Source organism: Tunturibacter empetritectus, assembly GCF_040358985.1.
GTDB classification, from domain to species: Bacteria; Acidobacteriota; Terriglobia; order Terriglobales; family Acidobacteriaceae; genus Edaphobacter; species Edaphobacter empetritectus.
On the sequence record NZ_CP132932.1, the window covers coordinates 269784 to 294834 of the forward strand.

Genomic DNA, 25051 nt, shown 5'->3' on the forward strand with positions numbered 1-25051 from the left:
ATGATTCTGCGGCAGATCGAATCAGAGTCAGGGGCTTGAGGGACTTCGAATCTGCTGTCGCACCTTGCCGCTCCCTTCCATAAAAATCCACCCAGAATCAATTCGTCTTCAGCATTTGCAAAGACTCGAAGAAAGCCCTCAGCCGTTGCCGATTAAAATCCTGTCAAGCCCCCAAACCGCGAAAACCCGCGCCAGTCCCGCACATTCGCGTGGCGTATGAGTTATGCCCAATCCGTTATACTTACTACAAGAACAAAAAAAGGGTTCCGAAGTGCGGAGCCCTTTCGTCATTAAGCCGCTAACCCTTTCGATGCCACCTATTTAGCCGTAAGTTCTTTATTTGCCCGTATTTACAGGTGCAAGTCTCTCGTAAGCAACTCAAACAAAGCATCTTACACGCGGGTAATATGGGGGGTACCCCCCGGCCGCAGGCTGACTTCGGAGACAGGGCAAACATCCAAGCCGAATGGAACTATCACCACCAACCCGTGCCACCCAAGATTCTCAGGACTCTCAGGATCAGGCCTTCATGCAGCGAGCCCTCAAGCTCGCCGCGGAGACCATCGGGCTGGCCTCGCCCAACCCGCAGGTAGGCTGCATCCTCACCCAGACGCCACCCAGCGGAGGCGCTCCGAAGGTCATCGGCGAAGGCGCGCACCTCTACACTGACCGTGACCACGCCGAGATCGTAGCCCTCAAGAAAGCCGCGCAACGTGGCCTCTCCACCAGCGGAGCCACCGCCTACGTCACCCTCGAACCCTGCAGCCACCACGGCCGCACCGGCCCCTGCGCCGACGCCCTCATCGCCGCCGGCGTCCGTCGCTGCGTCGTCGCCACCCAGGACCCCAACCCCCGCGTCAGCGGTCAGGGACTGGCCAAACTCCGCGCCGCAGGCATCGAGGTCACACTCGGAGTCCTGCAGGATCGAGCCCGCGACCTGAACGACGCCTTCGCCCACTTCATCCAGCACCACACCCCCTTCGTCACCCTCAAGGCCGCGCTCTCGGTCGACGGCAAACTCGCACCGCCGCCGGCCTCCCGCTTCCCCAACCGGCCCCACTGGCTCACCGGCCCCGCCGCCCGCTACGAGGTCCAACTCCTCCGCCACGCCTCCGACGCAGTCCTCACCGGCATCGGCACCGTCCTCGCCGACAACCCGCAACTAACCGACCGCAGCGGAGTGCAGAATCCAACGCGCAGCGAAGTGCCCGATCCAGCGCAAAGCGGCCACGCAGCAGCACCCGGCAGTCTGCCTCGCCTCCGTCCTCTGCTCCGCGTCGTCCTCGACACCCAGCTCCGAATACCCCTCACCTCGCAGCTCATCCGCTCCGCCAAGAACGATCTCCTCATCCTCTGTGGCGAACTCGCTCCAACTGCAAAAGCAGTCGCCCTCGGCTCACTCGGCATCGAGGTCGAACACATCCCCAGCCACACCGGACGCCTCAGCCTCCCCGCCGTCCTCACCACCCTCGCCGAACGCGACATCCTCAGCCTCCTGCTCGAGTGCGGCTCTCATCTCAACGGAGCCTTCCTCCAGCAAAACCTCGTCGACAAAGCCGTGCTCTTCTACGCCGAGGCCGAACTCGGCGACCAGGCCATCCCCTTCGCCCAGGGCATCGGCTCTCCTTACCTCTTTGAAGAGTCCCTGCATCGCGTCACCCGCACTGCCTACGGCCAAGACGCCTGCGTGACCGGCTACCTCCACGATCCCTGGCCTCTGCTCCCGCCCAACCCCGTCCCCCCGCCGTCGAAAGCGATAAGCTAACACCATGTTCACTGGCCTGATCGAAACCACCGGCAAGCTTCTAGCCATCACCCCAACCGCAGGCGCGACCCGCATCACCATCGCCTCGCCCACGCTAACCGCGCGCCTCAACACCGGCGACAGCATCGCAGTCAACGGAGTCTGTCTCACCGCACTCAGCATCGAACCAAACGCCTTTCCCCCACGCTTCTCCGCCGACCTCGCCGCCGAGACCATCGCCCGCACCACCCTCACCCACCTGCGCCCCGACGCCATCGTCAACCTCGAGCTCCCCACACCCGCAGGCTCGCCACTCGGCGGCCACGTCGTCCAGGGCCACGTAGACGGCACCGCCGTCCTTCAATCCCTCTCCCCCATCACACCCAACCAACCCGACACCGACTGGCGTCTACGCCTCCAGCTCCCCGACGCACTAACCCGCTACGTCGTCCCCCAGGGCTCCATCACCATCGAAGGCATCAGCCTCACAGTGGCCTCCATCGTCGGCAACGAGGTAGAGGTAGCCATCATCCCCCACACCTACGCCGCCACCAGCCTCCACACCCTCACCCCCGGCACCCTCCTCAACATCGAGGTCGATGTCCTCAGCAAATACGCCGAACGCCAGCACTCCTCAGAAAAATTCGCCCTGACCGAGCAGTACCTCATCGCCAACGGCTACTAACTGTGGATTCCCCATTGCTGTAAAGCTGTTGCATCTCACGCGAAGCGTCCAATACTCCACGAAGGTCCTGCCGAAGGCCCCGTGGTGGCCGCCCGGCGTTAGGGCGCTTTCCTATGTCTTCACCTTCGAGAACACTGCTCTAACCGTCCGCAGCAACATCACAACGCATCGAGCACAAAGAAAAAAGCGCGACCAAAAGGCCGCGCTTCTTAGCAGTTCGTAACTTGGAACTCGAAGTTAGATCGAACTCATGTTGTGCAGAAACTCCTGATTGTTACGAGTCTTCGCCAGCTTATCGGTCAGCAACTCCATCGCTTCAACAGGCGACAGCGGATTCAGCACCTTGCGCAGAATCCAGGTCCGCTGCAGATCCTCCTTCGGAATCAGCAGCTCTTCCTTGCGCGTACCCGAGCGCTGGATATCGATCGCCGGAAACACACGCTTATCCACCAGCTTGCGATCCAGAATCACTTCCATGTTGCCGGTTCCCTTGAACTCCTCGAAGATCACCTCATCCATGCGCGAGCCGGTATCAACAAGCGCAGTCGCAATGATCGTCAGCGAACCGCCCTCCTCGATGTTGCGAGCCGCACCGAAGAAGCGCTTCGGCCTCTGCAGCGCATTCGAGTCCACACCGCCTGAGAGCACTTTGCCCGAAGGCGGAACGATCGTGTTGTACGCACGCGCCAGACGCGTAATCGAGTCCAGCAGAATCACCACATCGCGCTTGTGCTCCACCAGCCGCTTGGCCTTCTCGATCACCATCTCGGCGACCTGAACGTGTCGCGCCGCTGGCTCATCGAAGGTGGAGCTTATCACTTCCCCTTTGACGCTACGCTGCATATCGGTCACTTCTTCCGGCCGCTCATCGATCAGCAACACGATCAGCACCACCTCCGGATGATTCGCCGTAATGCTGTTCGCGATCGACTGCAGCAACATCGTCTTACCAGTACGCGGCGGAGCCACAATCAACCCACGCTGCCCCTTACCCACCGGCGTCAGCAGATCCATCACACGGCCGGAGATATGCTCGCGAACCGTCTCCATCTTCACCCGCTCCTGTGCGTACAAAGGCGTCAGGTTGTCGAACAGGATCTTGTTTCGCGTCTCTTCCGGCGACTCGAAGTTGATCGCCTCGATCTTGACCAGCGCGAAGTACTTCTCGCCCTCATGCGGCGGCCGGACATTGCCGCTGATCGTGTCCCCTGTCTTCAGGTCAAACTTGCGAATCTGTGAAGGAGAGACATAGATGTCATCGGGGCCGGGCAGGTAGTTGTAGTCGGGAGAGCGGAGGAAGCCGTAACCATCAGGCAGGATTTCAAGCACGCCTTCCGCAAAGATATGACCTTCTTTTTCGCTCTGCGCCTGCAGAATCTTGAAGATAAGGTCTTGCTTGCGGAGACCGCTGGTTCCGGCAATGTCGAGACCGCGCGCCAGTTTACCCAGCTCCGCGATATTGTGTTCTTTTAACTCGGAAATCGTCATGTTTTACCTGGAAATTTGAATTTTAGGAGGGATTGTTTGGAACTGAGGCGGGATCTGCTTGACAGGGGGTCGTGCGGAAGGCCAGTTGACGAAGCTTGGGAGTGCGGGCGGGTGGTAAAGCGGATAAGAAAATTTTTGTTGAATTTGTTTAAAAGTTACTGAGGTAAAACAGCCGCGCGTTAAGCCGCGCGGCGCTCTTGCAATTGTACCTTTTCTACGACAGCTTCGCCAGACTCATCCATAGGGATAGTGTCCTTGAAGCGATCCAGAACTTCGTTGGTGGTGTCCTGCAACCGCGTATTTGGCTTATGCAGCTTACGCGTCGCCTTCGACGCCAGTTGACAAAGCTCATAACGATTGTTCACGTGCGTGAGAGCTCCAAAGATAAGATCCGAGCGCATAGTTTCTCCCTTTCAATTTCCGAAGCGGAAGCGTCTTGTTAGCGCTAACTCGCTCGAAGTGATTCAAATGTGGCAACCAGTCTTTGAACCTTCTAGGACCGCTGCCGTAAATTAGCCTCGTGCATTAGACGCAAAAAATGCGTCCGGGGACTCCCGCAATCTGTCAAAAATCTCAACATCGTGATATCTGACATATCGCGTTTGCAAGCCGAACAGACTGCCCGGCCTGCTAGTTAGCGTTTCTTGCCGAATCTGTCTCTTCCGTAGGATTCGGCGCTCGCCGCGCCCAGGTGTGAAACAGGAGGCTCGCCAGAAATCTGGCAAGTCGCAGGTCATCACAGCTTGCCGGTCCGTCTTTTTGAGAGATCCTGATGGTCCCAGACCAACTGCGACTTCATGGAAAGTAAACTGTTCGACGCTCAAGGTCAATACTTTTTTCGGGAACTTCGAAATAATGAAATTCTAGAAACGGTATACATTAGCCCTACGCAAAAGGATCAATTTTCCTCATCTGCCCGCTTATGCCCAGTAGCTTCGGTCTAACGTACGGTACTGAATCGCCTCTGCGATGTGCTTAACTGCTATATCCCGCTCGCCGCCCAGATCGGCTATCGTCCTTGCTACCTTCAAGATACGGTCATGTGCCCGTGCACTCAACCCCTGTTGCAGCATCGCCCGTTCGAGCAGCCGTTCGGCGTCAGACGACAGTTCACAGTAGGAACGTATCTGCTGCGTATTCATTTGGGAGTTCGAAAATATCTGCCGCGAAGCCGCCTTCGCCGTCCCTTTCGTCCGCTCCGCCGCCGCTCCAAATCGCTCATGCTGCCGCTCCCTCGCAGCCAGCACTCGAGCCCGGATATGCTCCGACCCCTCCGCCGCCGCACTGCCCCGCAACTCCTTATATTGCACAGCCGGAACCTCAATGTGAATATCAATCCGGTCAAGTAATGGCCCCGAAACCTTCGAAACATACCGCTGGATCATCGGTGGCGTGCACATGCACTCCCGAGACTTGTCGTTAAAATATCCACAGGGACAAGGATTCATTGCGGCTGCAAGCATGAACCGCGCAGGAAAGCTCAAACTCATCGCCGCACGGGCGATCGTCACATGGCCATCCTCCAACGGCTGCCGCAGCACCTCCAACACGTTTCGCGGAAACTCCGGCAGCTCATCCAGAAAGAGCAGCCCGTTGTGGGCCAGTGACACCTCGCCTGGCCGCGGCATCATCCCACCGCCAATCAACCCGGCGTCCGAGATCGTGTGGTGTGGCGACCGGAACGGCCGATGAGCCACCAGCCCCTGCTCAGAGTCCAAAACTCCCGCCACCGAGTGGATCTTCGTCGTCTCCAGCGCCTCTTCAAACCGGAGCGGAGCCAGAATGGACGGCAGACGCTTGGCGAGCATGGTCTTGCCCGACCCCGGCGGCCCAATCATCAAAATGTTATGCCCACCTGCCGCCGCAACCTCGAGCGCACGCTTCGCCACCTGCTGTCCGCGCACGTCTTTAAAGTCGAACGGAAAGTGCTGCATCTCGTTCAGCAGATCGGTCGTCTCCACCTTCAGGGGAGTCGCCTTGATGCCACCCATCACCGCCGAGTTCAACAGCTCTCGCACCTCCAGCAGCGACTTCACCGGATAAACATTGACCCCTTCAACGACCGCCGCCTCCCGGGCATTACTCGCCGGAATGATGAGGTTCGGAATCCCCTTCGCGCGCGCCGCCACCGCAATCGGCAGCATCCCCTGCACCGCCCGCAGGCTGCCATCCAAACCCAACTCCCCCACCAGCAGGTAGTCGCTCAGATCCTTTATGTGCAGTGAGCCATAGGCGCCCAGTATCCCAATCGCAATCGGCAGGTCAAACCCCGAACCTTCTTTCTTCAGGTCTGCCGGAGCCAGATTAATTGTGATCCGCGTAGGAGGAATCTCGAATCCGGAGTTCTTAATCGCAGAACGCACCCGGTCACGACTCTCCCGCACGGCTGCATCGGGTAGCCCGACAGTGTGGAACTGTTCCTGGTCTAATTTGATATTGGAAAAATCGACTTCTACGTCGATGATGTGGGCGTCAATTCCATATACAGCAGCACTACGGGCCTTGAAAAGCATGGATAAGCCGATGAACCCTTGGGACGGAAGATTTTGCCGAGTATAGCACCCGACTCATTTCCTCCCCGGCTCAGGAAGCGAATACTCTTCAACAGGAACAGTGCGCAACTAGCGAGTCGTAGCAGCTAGCGGAGCCCGCAAAAACCAGCAGGTGGAAGCGAATCCCACCAATATTTCAATGATTTTCCTTTGTTAGGGTGAGGGTTGATTCATCTACGAATAGTTGCTTGGCGAATAGTTGCTTGGCACGGAAGTTCAGAATTTATCCTGACACCGCGCGGCTATCACAAGTTTGCTTGCCTCAGTTGGCTGTTATTTGATTTATATCCATTTCCAAATCAACGGGGATATTTTGAGATGTCGGTGCCAAATCAAAGTCGTTCTGGATGCTGGAACCTTTCGGCATGACGTTGAATACAAATTTAGTGTGGTGAGGTTTGTCGTCGATGGAGGAAGTGTAAGCGACGCATCCTACGACCTTGAAGGTAACCTTCCCAGGGCGGTCGGGATTTCTGAAAGCGTCAGCGATCTTATCCTTAGTCAGAAATGCTGCTCTAGTAAACGGGCCAAGGACTTGGTTTGGGAAAATTACGATACCCCCACTTACGATTGCGGCTTGTTTCTCCACATTTTCGGACCAAGTTTCGCAATCAGTAAGGTTTCCTCTCCAGTTCTCCATGAGGATAGGGCGAAAAATAACGTTTTGGGCTATTGAATGACCGACGTTGGACATAGAGACGGCCATTTGGAGAGATATCGAGTCAGGAGCTATTACGAGGAGGGCGTCATGCGCGTACTGGGTGGCTAGCCATGGCCGTTGCGACGATTCAAATTCTCTTTGAGCAGTAGTGGCTTGTTTAGTTGCAGCCTGAGTAGCTATACGAGTGAACCACAAGCTAATGAAGAGGGCCGCGAGGGCAAGGAGACTAATAGCAGCCGCGATTGCGGTTATCCAGTTCAAATAAACGGAAAGATCGAGTTGCTTTCTTCGGTAGTTCTCTTCGTTGGAATATTTCTCCTTGTCTTCGGAGGAAGGTTCTATTCTTACAGCCTGAACGGTGGGTATGGAGAACCGACATTTTTCGGTTTGGGTTGGATTTTCACCGCGATTGGGACTGCCTTTAGTATTGCCGCGATTATTCCGATTCTTGCTCAATATCTCTAACCCCGCTATTCCGGGATTAGGATAATCGAATGAAAGACATAACGCTTGAACATAGAGAAGGCGTTTTCTACAGTCTGTGTTGACGTTCAGTTTTTCTTTGTGGTTCGCTCTACCGCCTCATCACGTGAACAGTTCAGAAAACGAATCGTCTTCGCCAAGACGGTGGGCAATTAGCGAGGGGTTGGCACTCGCGAAGAATCCGCACGGTGCCCGCAAACAAACAGGTGCAAGAGAATCCCACGAATATTTCTTCGAATTTAGCCCAAAAATCGCATGTCAAGCCCCAAACCCATCTAAACCACTGAACCACAAGGAGATCTACTTGGCACTTTAGTTAGGTCCGCTTGGCTATACTTCTAGTAGTCGAAAGAAAGCAAAGGCTCCGGACAGCATTGCACGCTAACTCGTTTGTTTGCACATATCTGCGGGTAACTCATTTGTTTGCAATATTTTGCGGACCATGACTACCCATAAACCATTCAAACAAAGATACTTACACGCGGGTAATATGGGGGGGGGGTACCCCCAGGACAGAAGGGACAGGAGGGGACGAAGATGGCAACAAAATCACGCATAACCGCCGCCTCGCCATCCGGCTTCCACGCGTCGCAGCCAAAATCCGACAAATCAGCGCCTCCGACCAAAGCCACCCACCGCACCCTACAATAACTTTCGTGAACACCAGCCTCTTCGAACTCTTCAAAATCGGCATCGGCCCCTCAAGCTCCCACACCGTCGGCCCCATGCGCGCCGCCCTCCGCTTCACCCGCGAACTCACTGAAAAAAATCTCCTCGAACCAACCGCAAGAGTCAAAGTCAACCTCTACGGATCGCTCGCCCTTACCGGCATCGGCCACGGAACCGACCGCGCCATCCTCCTCGGCCTCCTCGGCGAAGCGCCCGACACCGTCGACCCCTACACCGTCGAAACCAAGATCGCCGCTATTCGCAACACCAACACCATCTCTCTCGGCGGAAGCAAAACCATCCCCTTCCACGAAGCCGAAGACCTCAACTTTCGCCGCAACCAGATGTACCCCGATCCCGCCGTGCACTCGCACCCCAACGGCATGCGCTTCACCGCCTTCGACAACGCCGGTCGAAGTCTCGCCGAAGAGATCTTCTACTCCATCGGCGGCGGCTTCATCGTCTCCCACCCGGAGCTCCTAGCCGAGCGCACCGCCGAAGCGCCTGCTAGCTCTCGCACCGTTCCCTATCCCTTTCGCAGCGCGGAAGACCTCCTCGCCACCGCGAAGCGACACAACCTCACCATCTCCGATCTCCTGCTGGCGAACGAGGTCGCCCTGCTCAACGACCCCGACAACATCATCAACCGCCCTCAAGCCACCGCCTCGACCGCAGCGCAATCCCCCGAGGACAAGATCCGCGCCAGTATCCTCGCCCTCTGGCAAACCATGCAGCAGTGCACCGAACGCGGTATCGCCACCGAAGGCATCCTCCCAGGTGGACTCAACGTTCGCCGCCGCGCCCATCGCCTCGCAGAACGCCTCAACACGATCGGCTCCAAAGACCCACTCGCACCCATCGACTGGGTTACGGTTTACGCTATGGCCGTCAACGAAGAGAACGCCGCCGGCGGCAGAGTGGTGACCGCTCCCACGAACGGAGCGGCCGGAGTGATTCCTGCCATCGGCAACTACTACATGCGCTTCATTGAAGGAACCGAAGCAGAGAAGGAAGAGGGCATTCTCCGTTACTTTCTTACAGCTGCTGCCATCGGCATCTTGTACAAAGAGAACGCCAGCATCTCAGGTGCCGAGGTAGGGTGCCAGGGAGAGGTCGGAGTCGCTTGCAGCATGGCCGCAGGCGGACTGGTCGCCGCACTCAATGGTACGAACGCCCAAGTCGAACATGCAGCCGAAATCGCGATGGAGCACAATCTCGGCATGACCTGCGATCCCATAGGCGGCCTCGTCCAGATTCCCTGCATCGAGCGCAACGGCATGGGAGCAGTCAAAGCCATCAACGCCGCCCGCATGGCCATGCACGAAACCGGCGACCACAAACTCTCCCTGGATCAGATCATCGCCACCATGTATCAGACCGGTCTCGACATGCAATCCCGATACAAAGAAACCTCGCTTGCCGGTCTCGCCCTCAACATCATCGAGTGCTAGTGACATCGCTCGACTATCTTTGACAAGCCTCCGCCTTCGGACATACTGCCTTCGTTCTCTCAAAGAAAAGGGCCGATGCAGATTCTGCATCGGCCCTTTAGACACTCACTCGAATAGCATTGCTACTTTTGCGTCACCAGCAGAGCGATACGGCGATTCTGAGCCCGTCCCTCTTCAGTGGCGTTGTCGCCAACCGGGTACTGATCCCCATAGCCCTTGGACTCCAGCCGCGATGGATCAACCCCTGCTGCAACCAGAGCCTCCATCACGTTCTTGGCCCGCGCATCGGAGAGAGCAACATTAGCTGCCGCGTCTCCCGTGTTATCGGTGTAGCCGCCCAGCTTCACGTGAACGTTGGGGTACGCTTTCAGAATCGCAGCAATATTGCCTAGCTGCTCCTGGGACGACGGCTGCAGAGTGGCTTTCCCCGTGTCGAACAACAGGCGGTCGAAATTAAACCACGTCGTTGTATCCACCGGTTTAGAAGAGTCTCCCAGGAAGCTGATCAGTTTGTTCTCAATACCGAATCGGGGAATATTCAGTTCGACCCCATCCGGCAGCTTCGTCTTGAAAAAATCCCCAAGAGCCGACGCAGCGGAGGAAGCAGCAGTTGAAGTGGTTTGCACTGCGTCGTTGACCGGCGCCTTGGTTCGATTGAAGAACCAGAACAGGCAAAGCAACAATGCAGCCAGCAAAACGACAGGCCACAACCAACGATTGCCAGTCGCGACCTTCGCCGGAACCGCGGCTGTCAGATTCGAAGCTACATTCGAAGCGCCGCCAAATAGACTACCGAGTCCAGCAGGCAGGAAGCTCTGGAAGCTCGGAGCCTCAGCCTTCAACGTCGAACCAAGGTCGGCGGCACTCAGATTATTTTGTCGAACATGCTGCCCTAGAACTCCAAGCACCAGCGGAGCAGCCATAGCTAGGAGGGATCCTGCCTTGCCGCTCGAGACACCTACGGATCGGCCGATCGAATCGGTCACTGAGGACATATTGGAGCCGAAGATGCTAGATAAAAACTGGCTGCCAAGATTCGCAACAGGAGAGGACGCAGCGCCGGAGGCCAACGACCCTAGATTCGACGTAAGGCCTGAAAGAGCGCTTGGACCGTTCGCGGGGTTTGTAATAAGGCTGAATATCTGTCCCAAAAATCCAGGCTGGCCAACCTTCGCGACAAGACCCGCGAGCATAGCGGCAGACCCCGCCTGCAGACCACGTTGGACAGTGTCAGTCGACTCTCCAAGCTGCGAAGCCACTGGGCCAGTAACCTGAGGACCCAACAGACCCATGAGGCTTTCCACGATAGAACCCGCCATAAACTCTCCTTTTTAGACCAAATTTAGATTATTTTTTTGAGTCAAAATCAGGAATCAACTTGCAGGGCCCGGGTTTCGGATACACATATCTAGAGCCTAGAGATAGACGCATAAGATTTTTGTTTCACGAACTACAGTAGTCCTCCTTAGTGAAATTTTGGTAATGAAACTCTATTCTCGCCCCACTGCCAGCGCTACTGAATTCCCTCCGCCCAGACAAAGTGCCGCTACCCCTTTCTTCGCGTCCCTCCGCATCATCTCGTAGATCAGCGTCACCAGCACTCTCGCGCCGCTCGCCCCAATGGGATGTCCAATCGCCACCGCCCCGCCATTCACATTCACTTTCTCAGCATCTAGCCCTAACTCCTTCATCACCCCCAAAGCCTGAACGCTGAACGCCTCATTCAACTCGAATAAATCCACCTCATCCCGCTCCCACCCAGCTTTTTTCAATACTCTCCGGACTCCAGTTACAGGGGCGAGCATCACCCACTTCGGAGCAACTCCGCTCGTAGCCTGGGCCTTAATAGTCACCATGGGCTTCAAACCCAGCTCCTTCGCCCGCTCTGCCGACATCACCACCACCGCCGCAGCCGCGTCATTCACTCCCGGAGCATTTCCCGCAGTCACAGTTCCATCTTTCCTGAAGGCCGGCTTCAACGCAGCAAGCGCCTCCGCGGAAGCGTCCTCCCGCACACTCTCATCCTGCGACACTACTGTTACTGTGCCCTTCCTTCCCGGCACGCTCACCGGCACCACCTCCGCGTCGAACCACCCCTCTCTCCAGGCAGCACTTGCCTTGCGGTGCGAAGCCAGCGCATAAGCATCCTGCTCTTCGCGCGTAATCGAATGCTTTTCTGCGACGTTCTCCCCAGTAATGCCCATGTGATAGTCCTCACAAGCGCACCACAGGCCATCTTTCACCATCGAGTCCACCACGACGGAGTCGCCCATGCGGAATCCCTTTCGCCCCTGCGGCAACAGGTAGGGCGCATTGGACATCGACTCCATCCCGCCAGCCACAACAACTTCGGCATCTCCGGCCATCACCGCCTGCGCTGCCAGCGCCACGGCCTTCAGACCCGACCCGCACACCATATTGATCGTCATGGCTGAAACAGTATCCGGCAGACCGCCCCGTAATGCTGCCTGTCGCGCCGGATTCTGTCCCAGCCCCGCAGGAAGAACGCATCCCATCAAACACTCATCCACGCTTGCTGCATCAATCCCAGCCCGCTTCACCGCCTCGCGGACCGCGATCGCACCAAGTTCTACCGCGGTCATCTCTGCAAACGCCCCTTGAAACTTTCCCACCGGTGTCCGCACTGCAGCAACAATCACAACATCCTTCATCGATCAAATACCTCGATGAAACTCTACTCCTCTGGCTGGACCTTCGCACCAACCGGTAACTCATCTCTCGCAACGACAAATCAAGCCTGACGAAGGAAGGAGAAATGCACACGAGGTTTTCTTGTTCCTCTTCAAAGCGCCCTTCACCAACTAAATCTTATTAGCCTCCGCCCGCATGGCAACTTTCGTATTTCTTCCCGCCACTTCGATCACACAAAGGTCGTACTCTACCGGCGTCTTGTCTCTCGATATTTGCAAGCTGCCATCGCTCCACGCGGTTCCAAAACGAATGTCCCAGCACGAAGCTTGTCGTCGTTTTGAACTCTCTATGCAAAAAAGAATTTGCTTCTCCTTCATTTTTTGCTTGACAGTGAAATTTCGTAAATCTATACCTTCGTTAGCTGCAATGCAGCTAGCTGTAGAGTCAATGTCTAATCACTAGGGAGAATAGGCACATGGCAACTAAGAAAGCCGCAAAAAAAGCACCAGCGAAGAAGGCAGCAAAAAAGGCAACCAAAAAGTAATCCAACCAAGGCAAACAGAAAGGGGGACGCGATAAGCGTCCCCCTTTCTGCATCTGAAAGTGCTCGTCGTTATTGGGTCGCAGTCGCCTTTGCTCCATTCTTCGGCGTCGACAGATAGCCAGAGACCTTGTTCTTCTCAATCACATTCACAACCAGCTCGTACAGCACTGGGTCCTTGCCGTTGTAGAACTGCACCGGTTCATCCAGCCCCTTATCCTTCTTCTCGATCGTCCGGTCGTCCGAGCTCACATTCAACGTGTAGCGCGAATGCTTCTCGTCCGCCTTCTTCAACTGCAGCTTGATCGTCGACAACAGCGTAGGCTTGGCGCCCTTCTGCAGGGTGAACTCCAGGTAGTTCCGATCCCCCTTGTGTTTCAGTACCTCTAGTTCGTCATGATTGGTTGCGATCAACCCACTCATCACCCCAGCGTCGCCGACGACGCGATTCAACTGCGTCTTGGTCGCCTCCAGGTCAGACTTCGTCGTGGCAACGTCGGTCTTCACGCCGCCCACATCCGTCTTCACGCTCGCAACATCGGTTGACACCGCGCCAATCTGTTTGGAGTTTTTCGCCGCCTCCTCCTCCAGCTTCGCCGTCGCAACCTTCTGCTGCGCAATGATGCTCTGAGTCCGCATCTCGATCTGCTTTTGTGCAACACCGACGCTCTGACCTAACGTCTCACTAGTCGCTCGGAGCCGCGCATTCGTCGCCTCCAGCTTTTCCGTTAGTTCAGCGTTCTTCTGGTCGGCCGCCACGATCTTCTGTTCCGCCGCGGCAAGATGATTCTGCAGCCCGTAGCACCACACCAGTCCACCCAGCGCCGCCAGCAACGCGACCGCCACCACTCCAAGCAGTGCTCCCGAGATCGACCTCTGCTCCACGTACTCTTCGCTCATCACTCTCTCCTGGCTTCTCTTTCTTTGACGCAGCGCGAATCAACAACTCACGGACGATGATCCGCGTAAAACAGACACACCCAAACTATAACCTCTCTCCAAAGCCAACTAAACTATTTCCATGCACCACCCCGACCTCTGTATCGCTGGAGCCGGAATCATCGGCCTCTCTCTCGCCCTTGAACTCCACGACCGCGGCTATCCTGTCACGGTGTTTGACCAGGGCGCTCCGCTCGCTGAATCGTCCACTGCGGCCGCGGGTATGCTGGCTGCCCACGATCCCGATAACCCACCAGAGCTCTTGCCTCTTGCCTCCCTCAGCCTCTCGCTCTACTCCAACTTCCTTGACCGTATCCACACTCTCTCCGGCATCCGGGTTCCCTTTCAGACCCACGCTACTTTACAGTCGGTTCCGCCCGGCACATGCACTGCCGAAAGTGAGCTCACCCGGGAAGATCTTGCTCATCTCCTACCCGCTCTGACTCCCAGCGACCACCGCTTCCTCCTCCTCGACGAGCAAAGCGTCGACCCCCGTCAACTCGCCCCAGCGCTTCTGGCCGCCGTCCGCGCCACTAACATCGACCTCCAACCGCACACTCGCGTCTTATCTACCTACTCCATCGACGACGCAGTTGAGATCACCACTCCAAACGGCACAATCCATACCGCCCAGTTCATCAACTGCGCAGGAGCCTGGGCCGCCGCCACCTCGCGCCTGTCAAACATTTCGGTAGCTCCAAGGAAGGGCCAGATGTTTTCCGTCGTCTTGCCTCCATCGCTTCCACTGCACCTGGTCATCCGCACCCCCGGCATTTACATCGTCCCGCGTACAGCCGGCCCAGCCACCGGCCGCGCCATCATTGGAGCGACCGTCGAAGATATCGGCTTCGACAAGACGGTCCATCCAGCCGACATCGACCGTCTCCGTACTCTCGCCGCCACTCTTCTTCCCGGCATCGCGAACGCTTCCCAACTTGAAGCCTGGTCTGGCCTGCGTCCCGCAACCTCCGACGGTCTTCCCCTCCTCGGAGTTCTCCCAACTCAACCGAATCATTTCATTGCCACCGGCCACTATCGAAACGGGATCCTCCTCGCGCCAGCCACCGCACGCGTCATGGCAGAATTCATCCTCGGCGAAGAGCCCTCCGTAGACCTCTCGCCCTTCTCTCCAGCTCGAGCCTCCACACAGGTCGCATCGCCTTAGTCGCACAACGGCGCCGATATTCGCCCAGGCGGTCGTGACAACCGTTTCTCCGCTGCGCTATAACCAGATGTACTTAGTTTGAGTCCGCATCGAATTCGCTCCTGGAGAAGCGCCTTATGTCTACCGCTGTCGCACCGAAGGGCCTGGAAGGCATTGTCGCCACCACGTCCGCCATCTGCTGGATTGACGGAGACGCCGGCGTTCTCTCCTATCGAGGCATCGATATTCACGAACTCGCCCAGCTCTCCAGCTTCGAGGAGACCACCTATCTCCTCTGGTTTGGCAAGCTTCCGTCCGCTGGCGAGTTGGCAGAGTTTACCCACCATCTGTCCGCCGCGCGCGAGCTCAATTCGAAGATTGTCGACTTCCTTCGCAGTGCCCCCGCCAACGCCACCCCGATGCAGGTTCTCCGCACCGCTGTCTCACTTCTCAGCATCTACGACGCGGACGAAGCCGACTGCACCCATGACGCCAACGTACGCAAATCCTTTCGTCTCACAGCACAGATCCCGATGATCGTCGCTCTCTTCGACCGCATCCGCAAGGGCAAGTCTCTTGTTGAAGCCGACAAGTCTCTCTCCCACGCCGCTAACTTCCTTTGGATGCTCAACGGCGAAAAGCCCTCCGAAACCGCGACCCGCGCCTTCGATATCGCCCTCATCCTTCACGCCGACCACGAGCTCAACGCCAGCACCTTCGCTGCTCGTGTCATCGCAGCTACCCTCGCCGACATTCACTCCGCCATTACCGGTGCCATCGGCGCCCTCAAAGGTCCTCTTCACGGAGGAGCCAACGAGGCCACGATGAAACTCCTATATACCATCGACAAGGCTGGGGCTGACCCCGTCGAGTACGTCAAACAGATGTTCGCCGAAAAGAAGAAGATCTCAGGCTTCGGCCACCGCGTCTACCATACCGAAGATCCTCGAGCGACCCATCTCCGCCGCATGTCCGAGGAGTTGGGCAAAGCAGCTGGCAATACTAAGTGGTTCGACTTGTCCCGCAAGATCGAGCTCTTCGTAAAGCAGGAAAAGAAACTCAACGCCAACGTCGACTTCTACTCTGCTTCCACCTACACCACCCTCGGCATCGACATAGATCTCTTCACCCCCATCTTCGCCATCAGCCGCATCTCCGGCTGGGCCGCCCACGTCATAGAACAGCATGACGACAACCGCCTCATACGCCCACGCGCCGACTACACCGGCCCAGCCTACCCGGCGACCTACATTCCAATAGAAAAGCGTTAACCTGAAGCACTTAATATCGCCATGGGGAGATGCGTCTATCTCTTCAAACGAAAAATGCAGCCCGTCAGGGCTGCATTTTTTGTAGCTATCCGCAGTTTAGTGATGAGCTGGATGATGCACAGGTGCCTTCGCCGGCGTCTTCTTCGGCTCAACCACCGCGCCATCGCTCATCGTAATCTGAATTGGGCTAGGTGTGAAGGAAGCATAGGTGCCGCTTACGGTAACCTTCGCTCCCACCGCAGGTGGCGTCTTCAACGGAGCAGCCAGCTGGAAGGTAAAGTCCGCCGTCTTGGACTGCACTGCATCGTCAGAGACCGCAACTTGCAGAGCTGTATCTGTGACAGCGATGACGGTCGAGTCTGGGAACTGGACTGACTTACCCTTCATCGTGTCCCATACCTTCGCAGCATCCTCAGGCTTGCCATTCGTCAGAATGAACTCCTTATCACTGATTGCAAGGGTAGAAAGATCCGGAGTGCCCGAGATAACCCCCGCAACGATATCTGCAGGCGACGGAGCTGGCTTAATTTTGAAGTCAGCCGGCGGATTCAGGTTCGTCTGCACCGCAGTTGTCACTGCATCGTAACCATCGTCGGCACCGTGGTATTTTTTGTAGCAGAACTTCGCCAGAGGCAGCATCTGGCTCTTATATGGCTCCGGCGCAAAGGCCGCAGCGCGAGTGGCATACCAGGTGCAGTTTACATAGTCCGGCGGAGTCGACTGATAGTAGGCCTGGGCAAGCTCAAAAGTATCCTGCAACATCGGTCCCGGAGTCTGCGTCTGCGCAACAGGCACACTGCCTAGCTCAGCCTTAAAATCCGTGATCGCCGTCGGATCGTCCTTCTTGTTCAGTGCTGCCTCGGCAATCGCACCATAGAAGACGGGAGTAGCCGCATCCTTGACCTTGGCGAAGTCCGCATCGCTCATGTCCGCTGGCTTGGTCGTTACCGCAAGTCCCTTCTGCGCATAGGACGCAGACGAGTCGAACGCAGTCTGCTTCGCCGCTGGATCCGTCGCCTGTTCCGCCTGCTGCTTGCGGAAGTACACTTCAAAGGTCAGCGCCCGGAGGTTATTCGGATCAACCTGTAGCAGCCGATCCGCTGCATCCAGCGTCTTAGCTGGATCGAACGCCGCATAGGACAGCATCAACTGCTCCAGTACCGACGCCTTCACCGAAGATTGGGGATAAGCCGTCAGATATTGCTCAAGTGCAGGAGCCTTCGTCTGCGGAGTCGTCTGGCTAATTGCATCGTTATAGGCCTTGTATTCGGCAGGGGACATCTGTACGCCGCCGCTCGTGGCCTGCGCGTTGGAACCAAGACTTACCTGGGTTTGTGCTAAAAGGGGTCCCGTAACACTTGCCATGCTAGCGACCGCCAGGAGAGACGCAACGACTACCTTCTTCATTCCACACTCCTCAATAAATCTTTCTTTCAAATGTGTCGCCGAGACTTCCGGGGTCACTTGGATATAAGACGAAGCAGAGACCGATCATACTGCTCGGTCGTTGTCCTCGCCGTGCCTAACCCTTCGGCCAGGCGGTTGAAGTGTTCTTGGCATCTCGGGATGATGATGCGGATTATAGAAACGCCGTTGCTCAAAACGCAAGCCCACCCAACCTTTAGCTGCAATTAAAGTGTTATACACGAACAACCGCGCCTAAGGATTTGATTGCAAATAACCTGCACCAGGAAAAGATGCGCCCTGACCAACGCCAGTCAGCCAGGGCATCTGTTCTACCGCAGTAAGTTACTGATGCGCCACAGACTTCTGGTGAGCTTCGCCCGAATGAGCGTGTGCCTGGGTGGAGTGCTCATGCGCCTTCACAGCATGCTCGTGGGCGGCTACATGATCGCCTTTTGCATGGTGCTCGGCTGCTGCGTGGTGTGCTTTTGCTGCGTGCTCGTGATGCTCCGCTGCTTTCTTGTGCGCTTCGTGTGCCATTGATCTCCCTTTGTCGGAAACTTCTGCTGTGGTTACTTCCGCGAACCTACGCGTCGCTCCTTTTCGCTTACGTCTCTGTCGGATTAAAATCTCGCGTAAATGGCTCGATTACCATTCCATCAACATCCCAATCGCGGGACAGAATGGTTATAAAGCGGGTTACTGAGAGCGCATCTTGCTCGAGTCACCTATTTATGGTGTTTCGTCCGTCTTATCCACAACAGGTGGTGTTGTACCCGTTGATTCCGTACACAACCGCAGCTACAGTTGAAGTAGTCCTATCGACAGGGGCGAGTTCCGGATCACTTGCCGTCCGCCCCGCAGAGGTGCACTTGCTCAAGCTCAAAAAAGTCCAGATACTCGGCTTCAAATCCTTCTGTGATCGCACCGAGGTTCAGCTCTCCGGCGAAGGAATCGCCGCCATTGTTGGCCCCAACGGATGCGGCAAGTCCAACATCTCTGACGCCATCACCTGGGTCTTGGGCGAACAGTCTGCCAAGAGTCTCCGTGGCCTCAAGATGGAAGACGTCATCTTCGCCGGTACTCGCGATCGCAAGCCTACGGGTATGGCAGAGGTCTCACTCACCCTCGTCGACCCCGAAGTCTACGACGGCGCCAGTCTTCAGGACGACCCTGAAATCGTCATCGACGAGAGCCTCCCCACCGACTGGGACGAGACAACACTTCGCCAGCTGCGCGCAGAAGAGACCGAGGAGGCCGTCGCCGAAGCCCAACCTGGCACCGTCATCGAAGGTGAGGCCAAAGGTCCTCATGTGGTTCCTTCCCCTGCAGAAGCCGACGCGGCAGCAGAACTCGCAAATCCAAACAACGTCGTTCTGAAGATTCGTCGCCGAAAGTTCGGCCGCGCCCCCGTCCGCGCCGGCGAACTCACTATCACCCGCCGCCTCTTCCGCTCCGGCGACAGCGAATATCTGCTCAACGGCAAGATCTGCCGCCTGCGAGACATTCAGGACATCTTCATGGGCACAGGCCTCGGCGGCGAGTCCTACGCCATCATCGGCCAGGAGCGCATCGGCCAACTCCTCTCCGCCAAGCCGCACGACCGTCGCTCCATCATCGAAGAGGCCGCGGGCATCACCCGTTTCAAGACAAAGAAACGCCTCGCCGAGCTGCGATTGGAATCCGCACGCCAAAACCTTGCCCGTGTCAACGACATCTTCGACGAAGTCACTCGGCAGATGACTACCCTCAAGCGCCAGGCTGCCAAGGCGGAACGCTATGGGGCACTCCGCGATGAACTCCGCACCCGCCTCCGTGTCGTACTCGCCAGTCGCATGTCGCAGCTGGATATCGAGCAGGCCGCCACCACGGGAAAAATCTCTGCTCTTGCAACTCAGATAGATACTCAGGCTGCAACCGTCGAAGCGATGGACGCCGAGCACACCGAGGGCGTCAACTCGGGCTACAGTCTCGATCAGCAGATTCGCGAAGCCGGAGCTCAGGCAAACCAGTCTGCCGTCGAACTCGAGCGCATCTCTGCCCGCTCCGCCTCGAACGCCGACCGCATCACGGAACTCACCAACCGGCTCGCGACTGGCTCCGACGATCTCGCCCAAGCCCGCGAACAGCTTTCAAGCCTTACCGCCGAGCTCGAAGAACATCGGAATTTCCTCAACAACGCTACAGCCGAGTCGACAAGCTCCCGTGAAGCCGCACAGAGCCATCAAGCGCAGGCGCAGGAGGCCGCACGTGCCGTCGCGTCAGCAGAACAACAGACCGAACAAAACCGCCGCTCCACCATGCAGCTGGTTCAACGCATCGCACAGACTCGCAACGAAGAGGCTCAGGCAGCTGCAGCTCTCGCCGGCCTGGATCGCGAAGCGGAACGCCTCCTCTCCGAGTCCGAGATCGCCAGACAAGAACTCGAGACCCTGGGCCTGCAGCGTGGCCAGGTCAAGTTGTCCTTCGAGTCAGTGACCGAACGCCTTAAACGTCTCGAAGTCGAGATCGTCGAACTTCGCCTTCAGATTGAAGCAAGTCGCAATGAAGAGTCTGAGTCCAAACGCCACGGCGACCAGTTGCGAGGCGAAGCAGCAACCCTCGCCGGTCGGCGCACCTCCCTCGAAGCGCTCATTCGCGAGCACAGCTACTCCACCGACACCGTTCGAAATCTCTTCAAGACTGACGCCTATAAGCAGAACTCCGACGGCATGGCAGCTGTGGGCACTCTCGCAGACTTCCTCGAAGTCGACGGTAAATATGAAAATGTCGTCGATGAATTCCTCCGCGACGAGCTCAATTATGTCGTCGTCAAATCCTGGGATGCCGCCAACGCAGGCATGCATCTCCTCCAGACCGACGTCACTGGACGCGCCACCTTCCTCGTCCATCCCAATGACTCCCAGGCCAACTTCGCCTTTGCCGAGGGCATGCCCAGCATCGCTCAGACCAACATCGACGAAATCGAAGGCGTCATCCCTCTTAAAGAGTGCGTCCGTGTTCTCGACGGCTTCGGTAAATCCCTCGAGGTCATTCTGCCCAAGCTCCGCGAGGGTTTCGTTGCCCCAGACTCCTACACCGCACGCTCCCTTGCCCTCTCGAACCCTCAGGCATTCTTCCTCTCTCCCACCGGCGAGACCTTCCACAACGTCACAGTCACCAGCGGGCGCCCCCGCACACAGGGGCCTCTGGCTCTCAAACGCGAATTAGCCGAAGTCCAGCAAAAGCTCGAAAAGACAGAACAAGAACTAATTCAGACCGATCGCAGCACCATCGAGCTGCAGCATCAAATCGCGGCCCTCCAGTCCGCCATCGAAGGCAAGACCCACGAGCGTCGCGACGCCGAGCGTGAATCAGCCAACTCCGGAGCGGCTTTGCGCCAGATGGAGTCGGAGGTCGCCCGCATCGAGCGCCGCCTGCAGGACTGGGCTCTGACCAACGAACGCAATCGCGAGGCCCGCAATCAGAAAGCAGACTTGATCTCCCGGCGCCAGCAGGAGGCAACCGCCTTCGAGAACGAACGCAGTACGCTTGAGGCGAGCCTCACCGCGCTTCAGGAGCAACTCGAAGAACTGCGCCGCCGCCGCGAAGAGCTTCAGCAGGGCGCAGCAGCAGCCTCCGCCGCACTCGCCGGCCTGGAAGAACGCCGCCGCAACGCCGCCGCAAACTTCGAGCAGACTACCCGCCTTCACAACGGCCAGAGCCAGCGCATCCAACAGCTCGACCAACAGCTAGCCTCGGCCGGAGCAGAAAAACTTCGTCGCGAGGAGGAAACAGCCACGCTCGCCATTCAGCAAGCCGAGCTCTCGGAGGTACGCGCCAACGCCGTAGCTCAAGGCGCACGGCTCACCGAAGAGGCTCACGCGCTCCGTGCTTCCATGGCCGAACTCGATGCCCGGCTTCGCACGTTGCGTCATGAAACCGAGGCACTGCGCGAACAGCGCGCTGCTCTCACCGCACGTGCCGCAAAGCTCGCCTCCGACATTGAACATATCGACGCCACCTGCCTCAACGACCTCGGCGCGGAAGCCATCACCCTCCGCGAAGACCACACCATCGCCCGTATTGAAGGCGACGACCTCCACGTTCAGGAAGATGAGTCACGCACCCTCAAGCAGAAGCTCGAAGCCATGGGTCCGGTCAACATGATGGCTCTCGACGAGTACAACGAAACCGCCACCCGGCATAGTTTCCTCGAGACACAGCGCAAGGATTTGCTCGACTCCATCGAAAATACTCAGGCCTCGATCAAAGAGATCGACGACGTCTCCCGTCTCAAATTCGATGAGGCCTTCAAAGTCATCAACGACAACTTCTCCGTCACTTTCACCAAGCTCTTCGGTGGTGGCCAGGCGTTCATGAAGCTCACGGATGCCGAGAACTCCAACGAAAGCGGCATCGATATCGTCGCTTCGCCCCCAGGCAAAAAGCTGCAGAACATCCTTCTGCTCTCTGGAGGGGAAAAGGCTCTTACTGCTCTGTCCCTGCTCGTCGGAATCTTCCAGTTCCAACCCGCCCCCTTCTGCATCCTCGATGAAGTCGATGCTCCACTCGACGAAACCAACGTGGGCCGCTTCGCAAAGCTCATTCACGAGATGAGCGCGACCACTCAATTCGTCGTCATCACCCACAGCAAACGCACGATGTCCCAGGCGGACGTCATCTACGGAGTCACCATGCAGGAGCCAGGCGTTTCGAAGATCGTCAGCGTCAACCTCAATCGCCGCGAAGTCCCCGACAACCGCCGCGCCGTAGCGTAATGCCCTGGCCTTTGCGCAGCTGGAGCGATTCACCACTCGCTCCAGCTTTTTTTCACGCCGTCATGCTCTTGTCCCATCTCATCGCGAAAGCAGCTAATCTAAAGACGGCATGAATATACCGCTCACAACTGCTGTTCTTATTTTGTTGTCAGGGGCGATGCTTCTACTGCGGATCTTTTGGGAACGCATCCCACCTCGTGTCAGGTCTTCTATCTTCACCCTTTCCATCATCCTGCTTCTCCTTCATGCGTTCTTCGCTGCTACCAGGTGGGGGACGACATCTGACAGGTTGAACATCTTCATCAATTGGCTGGCCATTGCGTCCTATGAGCTTCTGATTCTCCTCTTTACTCGGCTCACACCAAGATGGCTGACATACTTTAGCGCGGCAATCCTTTTGATTCCGGTCTTTGGAGCAAGCATCCTTATGCCACTAGGCGAGATCTTTGACCCCTCGTCTTACAAGTCGGTGCCAGTCGGCAACAACATGTTCTACAAAGTGAAACCATGGGGTGACCCAGGCAGCGGAAATAAGGGCTCGGACGTGATCGTCTCCTATCGTCCTCCCTTCGCACCATTCCTCCGTCGTAGAGCCCGAACCATCCCTTTCAGTGATAGCGAATGCAACTCAACTGCTGCCTTCGCTATCCCCTTCCCTGACAAAGGAACCGTCCTCGGTCGGTGCCCCCGGTGGCCATCGCAGGCCCCGGGAACGGTCGACAAGTTACTCCCGCTGCTCTAGGCTTTTACTGTCTATTCCAGCCTGATTTGCAGAACACAAAGGTGGTACCGTCAAGCCCATGGCAAAAGCCTTGATTCAAACCGATCTCGGATCGCTTCCCCTCACAGCCCGCGGTAAGGTTCGTGACATCTACGCCCTCTCCGCCGACCAGCTCCTCTTCGTGGCTAGTGACCGCATCTCTGCTTTCGATCACGTTCTCGGCAGTGGCATTCCCTTCAAGGGGAGGATCCTCACCCGGCTTTCGCTTTTCTGGTTCGATCTCCTCCAACCGATCGTCCCAAACCACTTGATCACCGCCGATACCGCACAGTTTCCGTCTGAACTACAGCCATTCCTCGACCAACTCGAAGGACGCAGCATGCTCGTCAAAAGAGCGAAGATGTTCCCTATCGAGTGTGTCGTCCGCGGCTATATCTCCGGATCCGGCTGGAAAGACTATCAGCAAACCGGTTCCATCTGCGGCATCAAACTACCTGCCAGTCTTCGAGAGTCGGACCGCCTACCTGAGCCAATCTTTACCCCGGCTGCAAAGATTCATTCCGGCGGCCACGACGAAAATATCTCCTACGAAATGGTTGAAAAGACGCTAGGCGCTACCTATGCCGATGAACTGCGCTCACTTACACTCAAAATCTATAAAAAAGCAACTGAGCATGCAGCCAGCAAAGGGCTGATCCTCGCTGACACCAAATTTGAATTTGGCCTCGTCACCGACAAATCGGGAAACGAGCAGATCGTTCTTGCCGACGAGGTACTGACGCCCGACTCTTCACGCTACTGGCCAGCAGACTCCTACAACCCTGGTGGGCCGCAACCTTCTTTCGACAAACAGTACGTCCGCGACTATCTCGAATCGATTCACTGGAACAAGCAGGCTCCCGCACCAGCGCTCCCACGTGAGGTGGTCCTCCGTACCAGCGAGAAGTATCTCGAAGCCTACCGCTTGCTCACCGGCCGCACAAACCTTTAAGCCGCATGAACCTCTTCGACTGGTTCCTGATAGCAACCCTGGCCTACTCCACCATCGTGGCTTTTTTCCGAGGCATTATCCGGGAGATCTTCTCCCTGGGCGGCCTGATCGCGGGAATCCTAATCGCAGGCTGGAACTACAATCGCTTGGCACTCTACCTGCTGCGTGTCATCGCCACACCATCCATCGCAGAGATGGTCTCCTTCCTCTTTCTCGTCATGGGAGTCATGGTGCTAAGTGCGTTGCTCGGCCGAGCCCTCAACCGCACCGCCCATGCCATCGGGCTCGGCTTCTTCGACCGTATCCTCGGCGCAGTCTTCGGGTTCGCCCGTGGTTGCCTCTTCGGAGTAGCCATCCTGATGGCGATCGCCGCCTTCTACCCTCATTCCACTTGGATTAAAAATTCGCAGCTATCTTCCTATTTCCTTGCGGGGGCGCATGCGGTATCCTTCGTTGTACCTCACGACCTTCAGCAACGGATTCTGGATGGCGCCGCTCAACTCAAGCACAACGCGCCCTATTGGATCAAACCGCTACGGTAGAGGCACAATGAGAGTGCGGTTCCACGAAGGAGCCGCCAGCGAGGAATAACCTTGAAGCGCGAAATGGACGGCTTGATCACTCAGATGCACAGCGCCGGCATCCCCTACTCGGAGGCCGTACGTCAGTTCAAGAAGCGCTACATCCTCGAAGTATTGGCGCACCACAAGGGAAACCAGTGCAAGGCCGCCGACGAGCTCGGTATGCACCGCAACACCCTTAGTCGTACCCTCGCTGAGCTCGACATGGACACCGCCCAGATCCGCAACGGCATGCGCCGCCCCCCCAGAAGCGAGCGCCCACACATCCAAAATATTGCCAGCGCCCGTTAACGTCCCCGTCCGTCTAATCAGCA

At 57.2% G+C, this 25051-nt stretch carries 18 protein-coding genes; 9 read left to right on the forward strand and 9 right to left on the reverse strand.

The features are described 5' to 3' along the window. Positions 1-466 precede the first annotated feature (466 nt). Positions 467-1765, forward strand: a complete 1299-nt coding sequence (ribD, locus tag RBB75_RS00945; RefSeq protein ID WP_353069241.1) for a bifunctional diaminohydroxyphosphoribosylaminopyrimidine deaminase/5-amino-6-(5-phosphoribosylamino)uracil reductase RibD — start codon at positions 467-469, stop codon at positions 1763-1765. Positions 1766-1769: 4 nt separating this feature from the next. Next, positions 1770-2429 carry a riboflavin synthase gene (locus RBB75_RS00950; protein WP_179638643.1) on the forward strand — a complete coding sequence of 220 codons (660 nt, stop codon included), beginning with the start codon at positions 1770-1772 and terminating at the stop codon, positions 2427-2429. A 237-nt stretch (positions 2430-2666) separates the two neighbouring features. Here RBB75_RS00950 and rho read toward each other — a convergent pair whose 3' ends face one another. The 4 genes from rho to RBB75_RS00970 all read right to left on the reverse strand — a co-directional run bounded on the left by rho (position 2667) and on the right by RBB75_RS00970 (position 7586). Further along, complete coding sequence (rho, locus tag RBB75_RS00955; RefSeq protein ID WP_174336882.1) at positions 2667-3917, reverse strand: transcription termination factor Rho; 1251 nt, start codon at positions 3915-3917, stop codon at positions 2667-2669. A 179-nt stretch (positions 3918-4096) separates the two neighbouring features. Beyond that, complete coding sequence (locus tag RBB75_RS00960) at positions 4097-4318, reverse strand: DNA-directed RNA polymerase subunit omega (protein WP_179582507.1); 222 nt, start codon at positions 4316-4318, stop codon at positions 4097-4099. Between the two features lie 519 nt (positions 4319-4837). Continuing rightward, positions 4838-6430 carry a YifB family Mg chelatase-like AAA ATPase gene (locus RBB75_RS00965; RefSeq protein ID WP_179638644.1) on the reverse strand — a complete coding sequence of 531 codons (1593 nt, stop codon included), beginning with the start codon at positions 6428-6430 and terminating at the stop codon, positions 4838-4840. 301 nt (positions 6431-6731) lie between these two features. Further along, positions 6732-7586 (reverse strand): hypothetical protein, encoded by an 855-nt coding sequence (locus tag RBB75_RS00970; protein WP_353069242.1) that lies wholly within the window; start codon positions 7584-7586, stop codon positions 6732-6734. A gap of 683 nt (positions 7587-8269) precedes the next feature. Between RBB75_RS00970 and RBB75_RS00975 the strand changes: the two genes are divergently transcribed. Beyond that, on the forward strand, positions 8270-9733 hold the full coding sequence (locus RBB75_RS00975) for an L-serine ammonia-lyase (protein WP_353069243.1): 1464 nt from the start codon (positions 8270-8272) through the stop codon (positions 9731-9733). Positions 9734-9855: 122 nt separating this feature from the next. On the opposite strand, the gene RBB75_RS00980 is transcribed toward RBB75_RS00975, so the two are convergent. The 3 genes from RBB75_RS00980 to RBB75_RS00990 all read right to left on the reverse strand — a co-directional run bounded on the left by RBB75_RS00980 (position 9856) and on the right by RBB75_RS00990 (position 13826). Continuing rightward, on the reverse strand, positions 9856-11052 hold the full coding sequence (locus tag RBB75_RS00980; protein ID WP_353069244.1) for an OmpA family protein: 1197 nt from the start codon (positions 11050-11052) through the stop codon (positions 9856-9858). A 171-nt stretch (positions 11053-11223) separates the two neighbouring features. After that, entirely contained in the window at positions 11224-12405 is a 1182-nt protein-coding gene (locus RBB75_RS00985) for an acetyl-CoA C-acetyltransferase (RefSeq protein WP_353069245.1), read from the reverse strand. A 593-nt stretch (positions 12406-12998) separates the two neighbouring features. Next, the gene (locus RBB75_RS00990; protein ID WP_179638648.1) at positions 12999-13826 is read right to left on the reverse strand and encodes a hypothetical protein; all 828 of its coding nucleotides are present in this window, start codon (positions 13824-13826) and stop codon (positions 12999-13001) included. Between the two features lie 121 nt (positions 13827-13947). Between RBB75_RS00990 and RBB75_RS00995 the strand changes: the two genes are divergently transcribed. Together RBB75_RS00995 and RBB75_RS01000 are read left to right on the forward strand one after the other, a co-directional pair. Further along, positions 13948-15030: an NAD(P)/FAD-dependent oxidoreductase gene (locus RBB75_RS00995; RefSeq protein WP_353069246.1), complete on the forward strand. Its 1083-nt coding sequence runs from the start codon at positions 13948-13950 to the stop codon at positions 15028-15030. A 116-nt stretch (positions 15031-15146) separates the two neighbouring features. Further along, positions 15147-16280, forward strand: coding sequence for a citrate synthase (locus RBB75_RS01000; RefSeq protein WP_179638650.1), 1134 nt, complete (start codon positions 15147-15149; stop codon positions 16278-16280). Positions 16281-16376: 96 nt separating this feature from the next. On the opposite strand, the gene RBB75_RS01005 is transcribed toward RBB75_RS01000, so the two are convergent. Both RBB75_RS01005 and RBB75_RS01010 read right to left on the reverse strand, forming a co-directional pair. Beyond that, positions 16377-17687, reverse strand: coding sequence for a hypothetical protein (locus RBB75_RS01005; protein ID WP_179638651.1), 1311 nt, complete (start codon positions 17685-17687; stop codon positions 16377-16379). A gap of 342 nt (positions 17688-18029) precedes the next feature. Then, the gene (locus RBB75_RS01010) at positions 18030-18224 is read right to left on the reverse strand and encodes a hypothetical protein (protein ID WP_179638652.1); all 195 of its coding nucleotides are present in this window, start codon (positions 18222-18224) and stop codon (positions 18030-18032) included. A gap of 332 nt (positions 18225-18556) precedes the next feature. Here RBB75_RS01010 and smc point away from each other — a divergent pair, with 332 nt between their 5' ends. The 4 genes from smc (at position 18557) to RBB75_RS01030 (ending at position 25028) form a co-directional block, all read left to right on the forward strand. Next, positions 18557-22444, forward strand: coding sequence for a chromosome segregation protein SMC (gene smc, locus RBB75_RS01015; protein WP_179638958.1), 3888 nt, complete (start codon positions 18557-18559; stop codon positions 22442-22444). Between the two features lie 800 nt (positions 22445-23244). Continuing rightward, positions 23245-24156, forward strand: a complete 912-nt coding sequence (locus tag RBB75_RS01020; RefSeq protein ID WP_179638653.1) for a phosphoribosylaminoimidazolesuccinocarboxamide synthase — start codon at positions 23245-23247, stop codon at positions 24154-24156. Positions 24157-24161: 5 nt separating this feature from the next. Next, entirely contained in the window at positions 24162-24698 is a 537-nt protein-coding gene (locus tag RBB75_RS01025; RefSeq protein WP_179638654.1) for a CvpA family protein, read from the forward strand. A gap of 51 nt (positions 24699-24749) precedes the next feature. Beyond that, the gene (locus RBB75_RS01030; RefSeq protein WP_179582483.1) at positions 24750-25028 is read left to right on the forward strand and encodes a helix-turn-helix domain-containing protein; all 279 of its coding nucleotides are present in this window, start codon (positions 24750-24752) and stop codon (positions 25026-25028) included. The last annotated feature ends 23 nt before the right edge of the window (positions 25029-25051 follow it).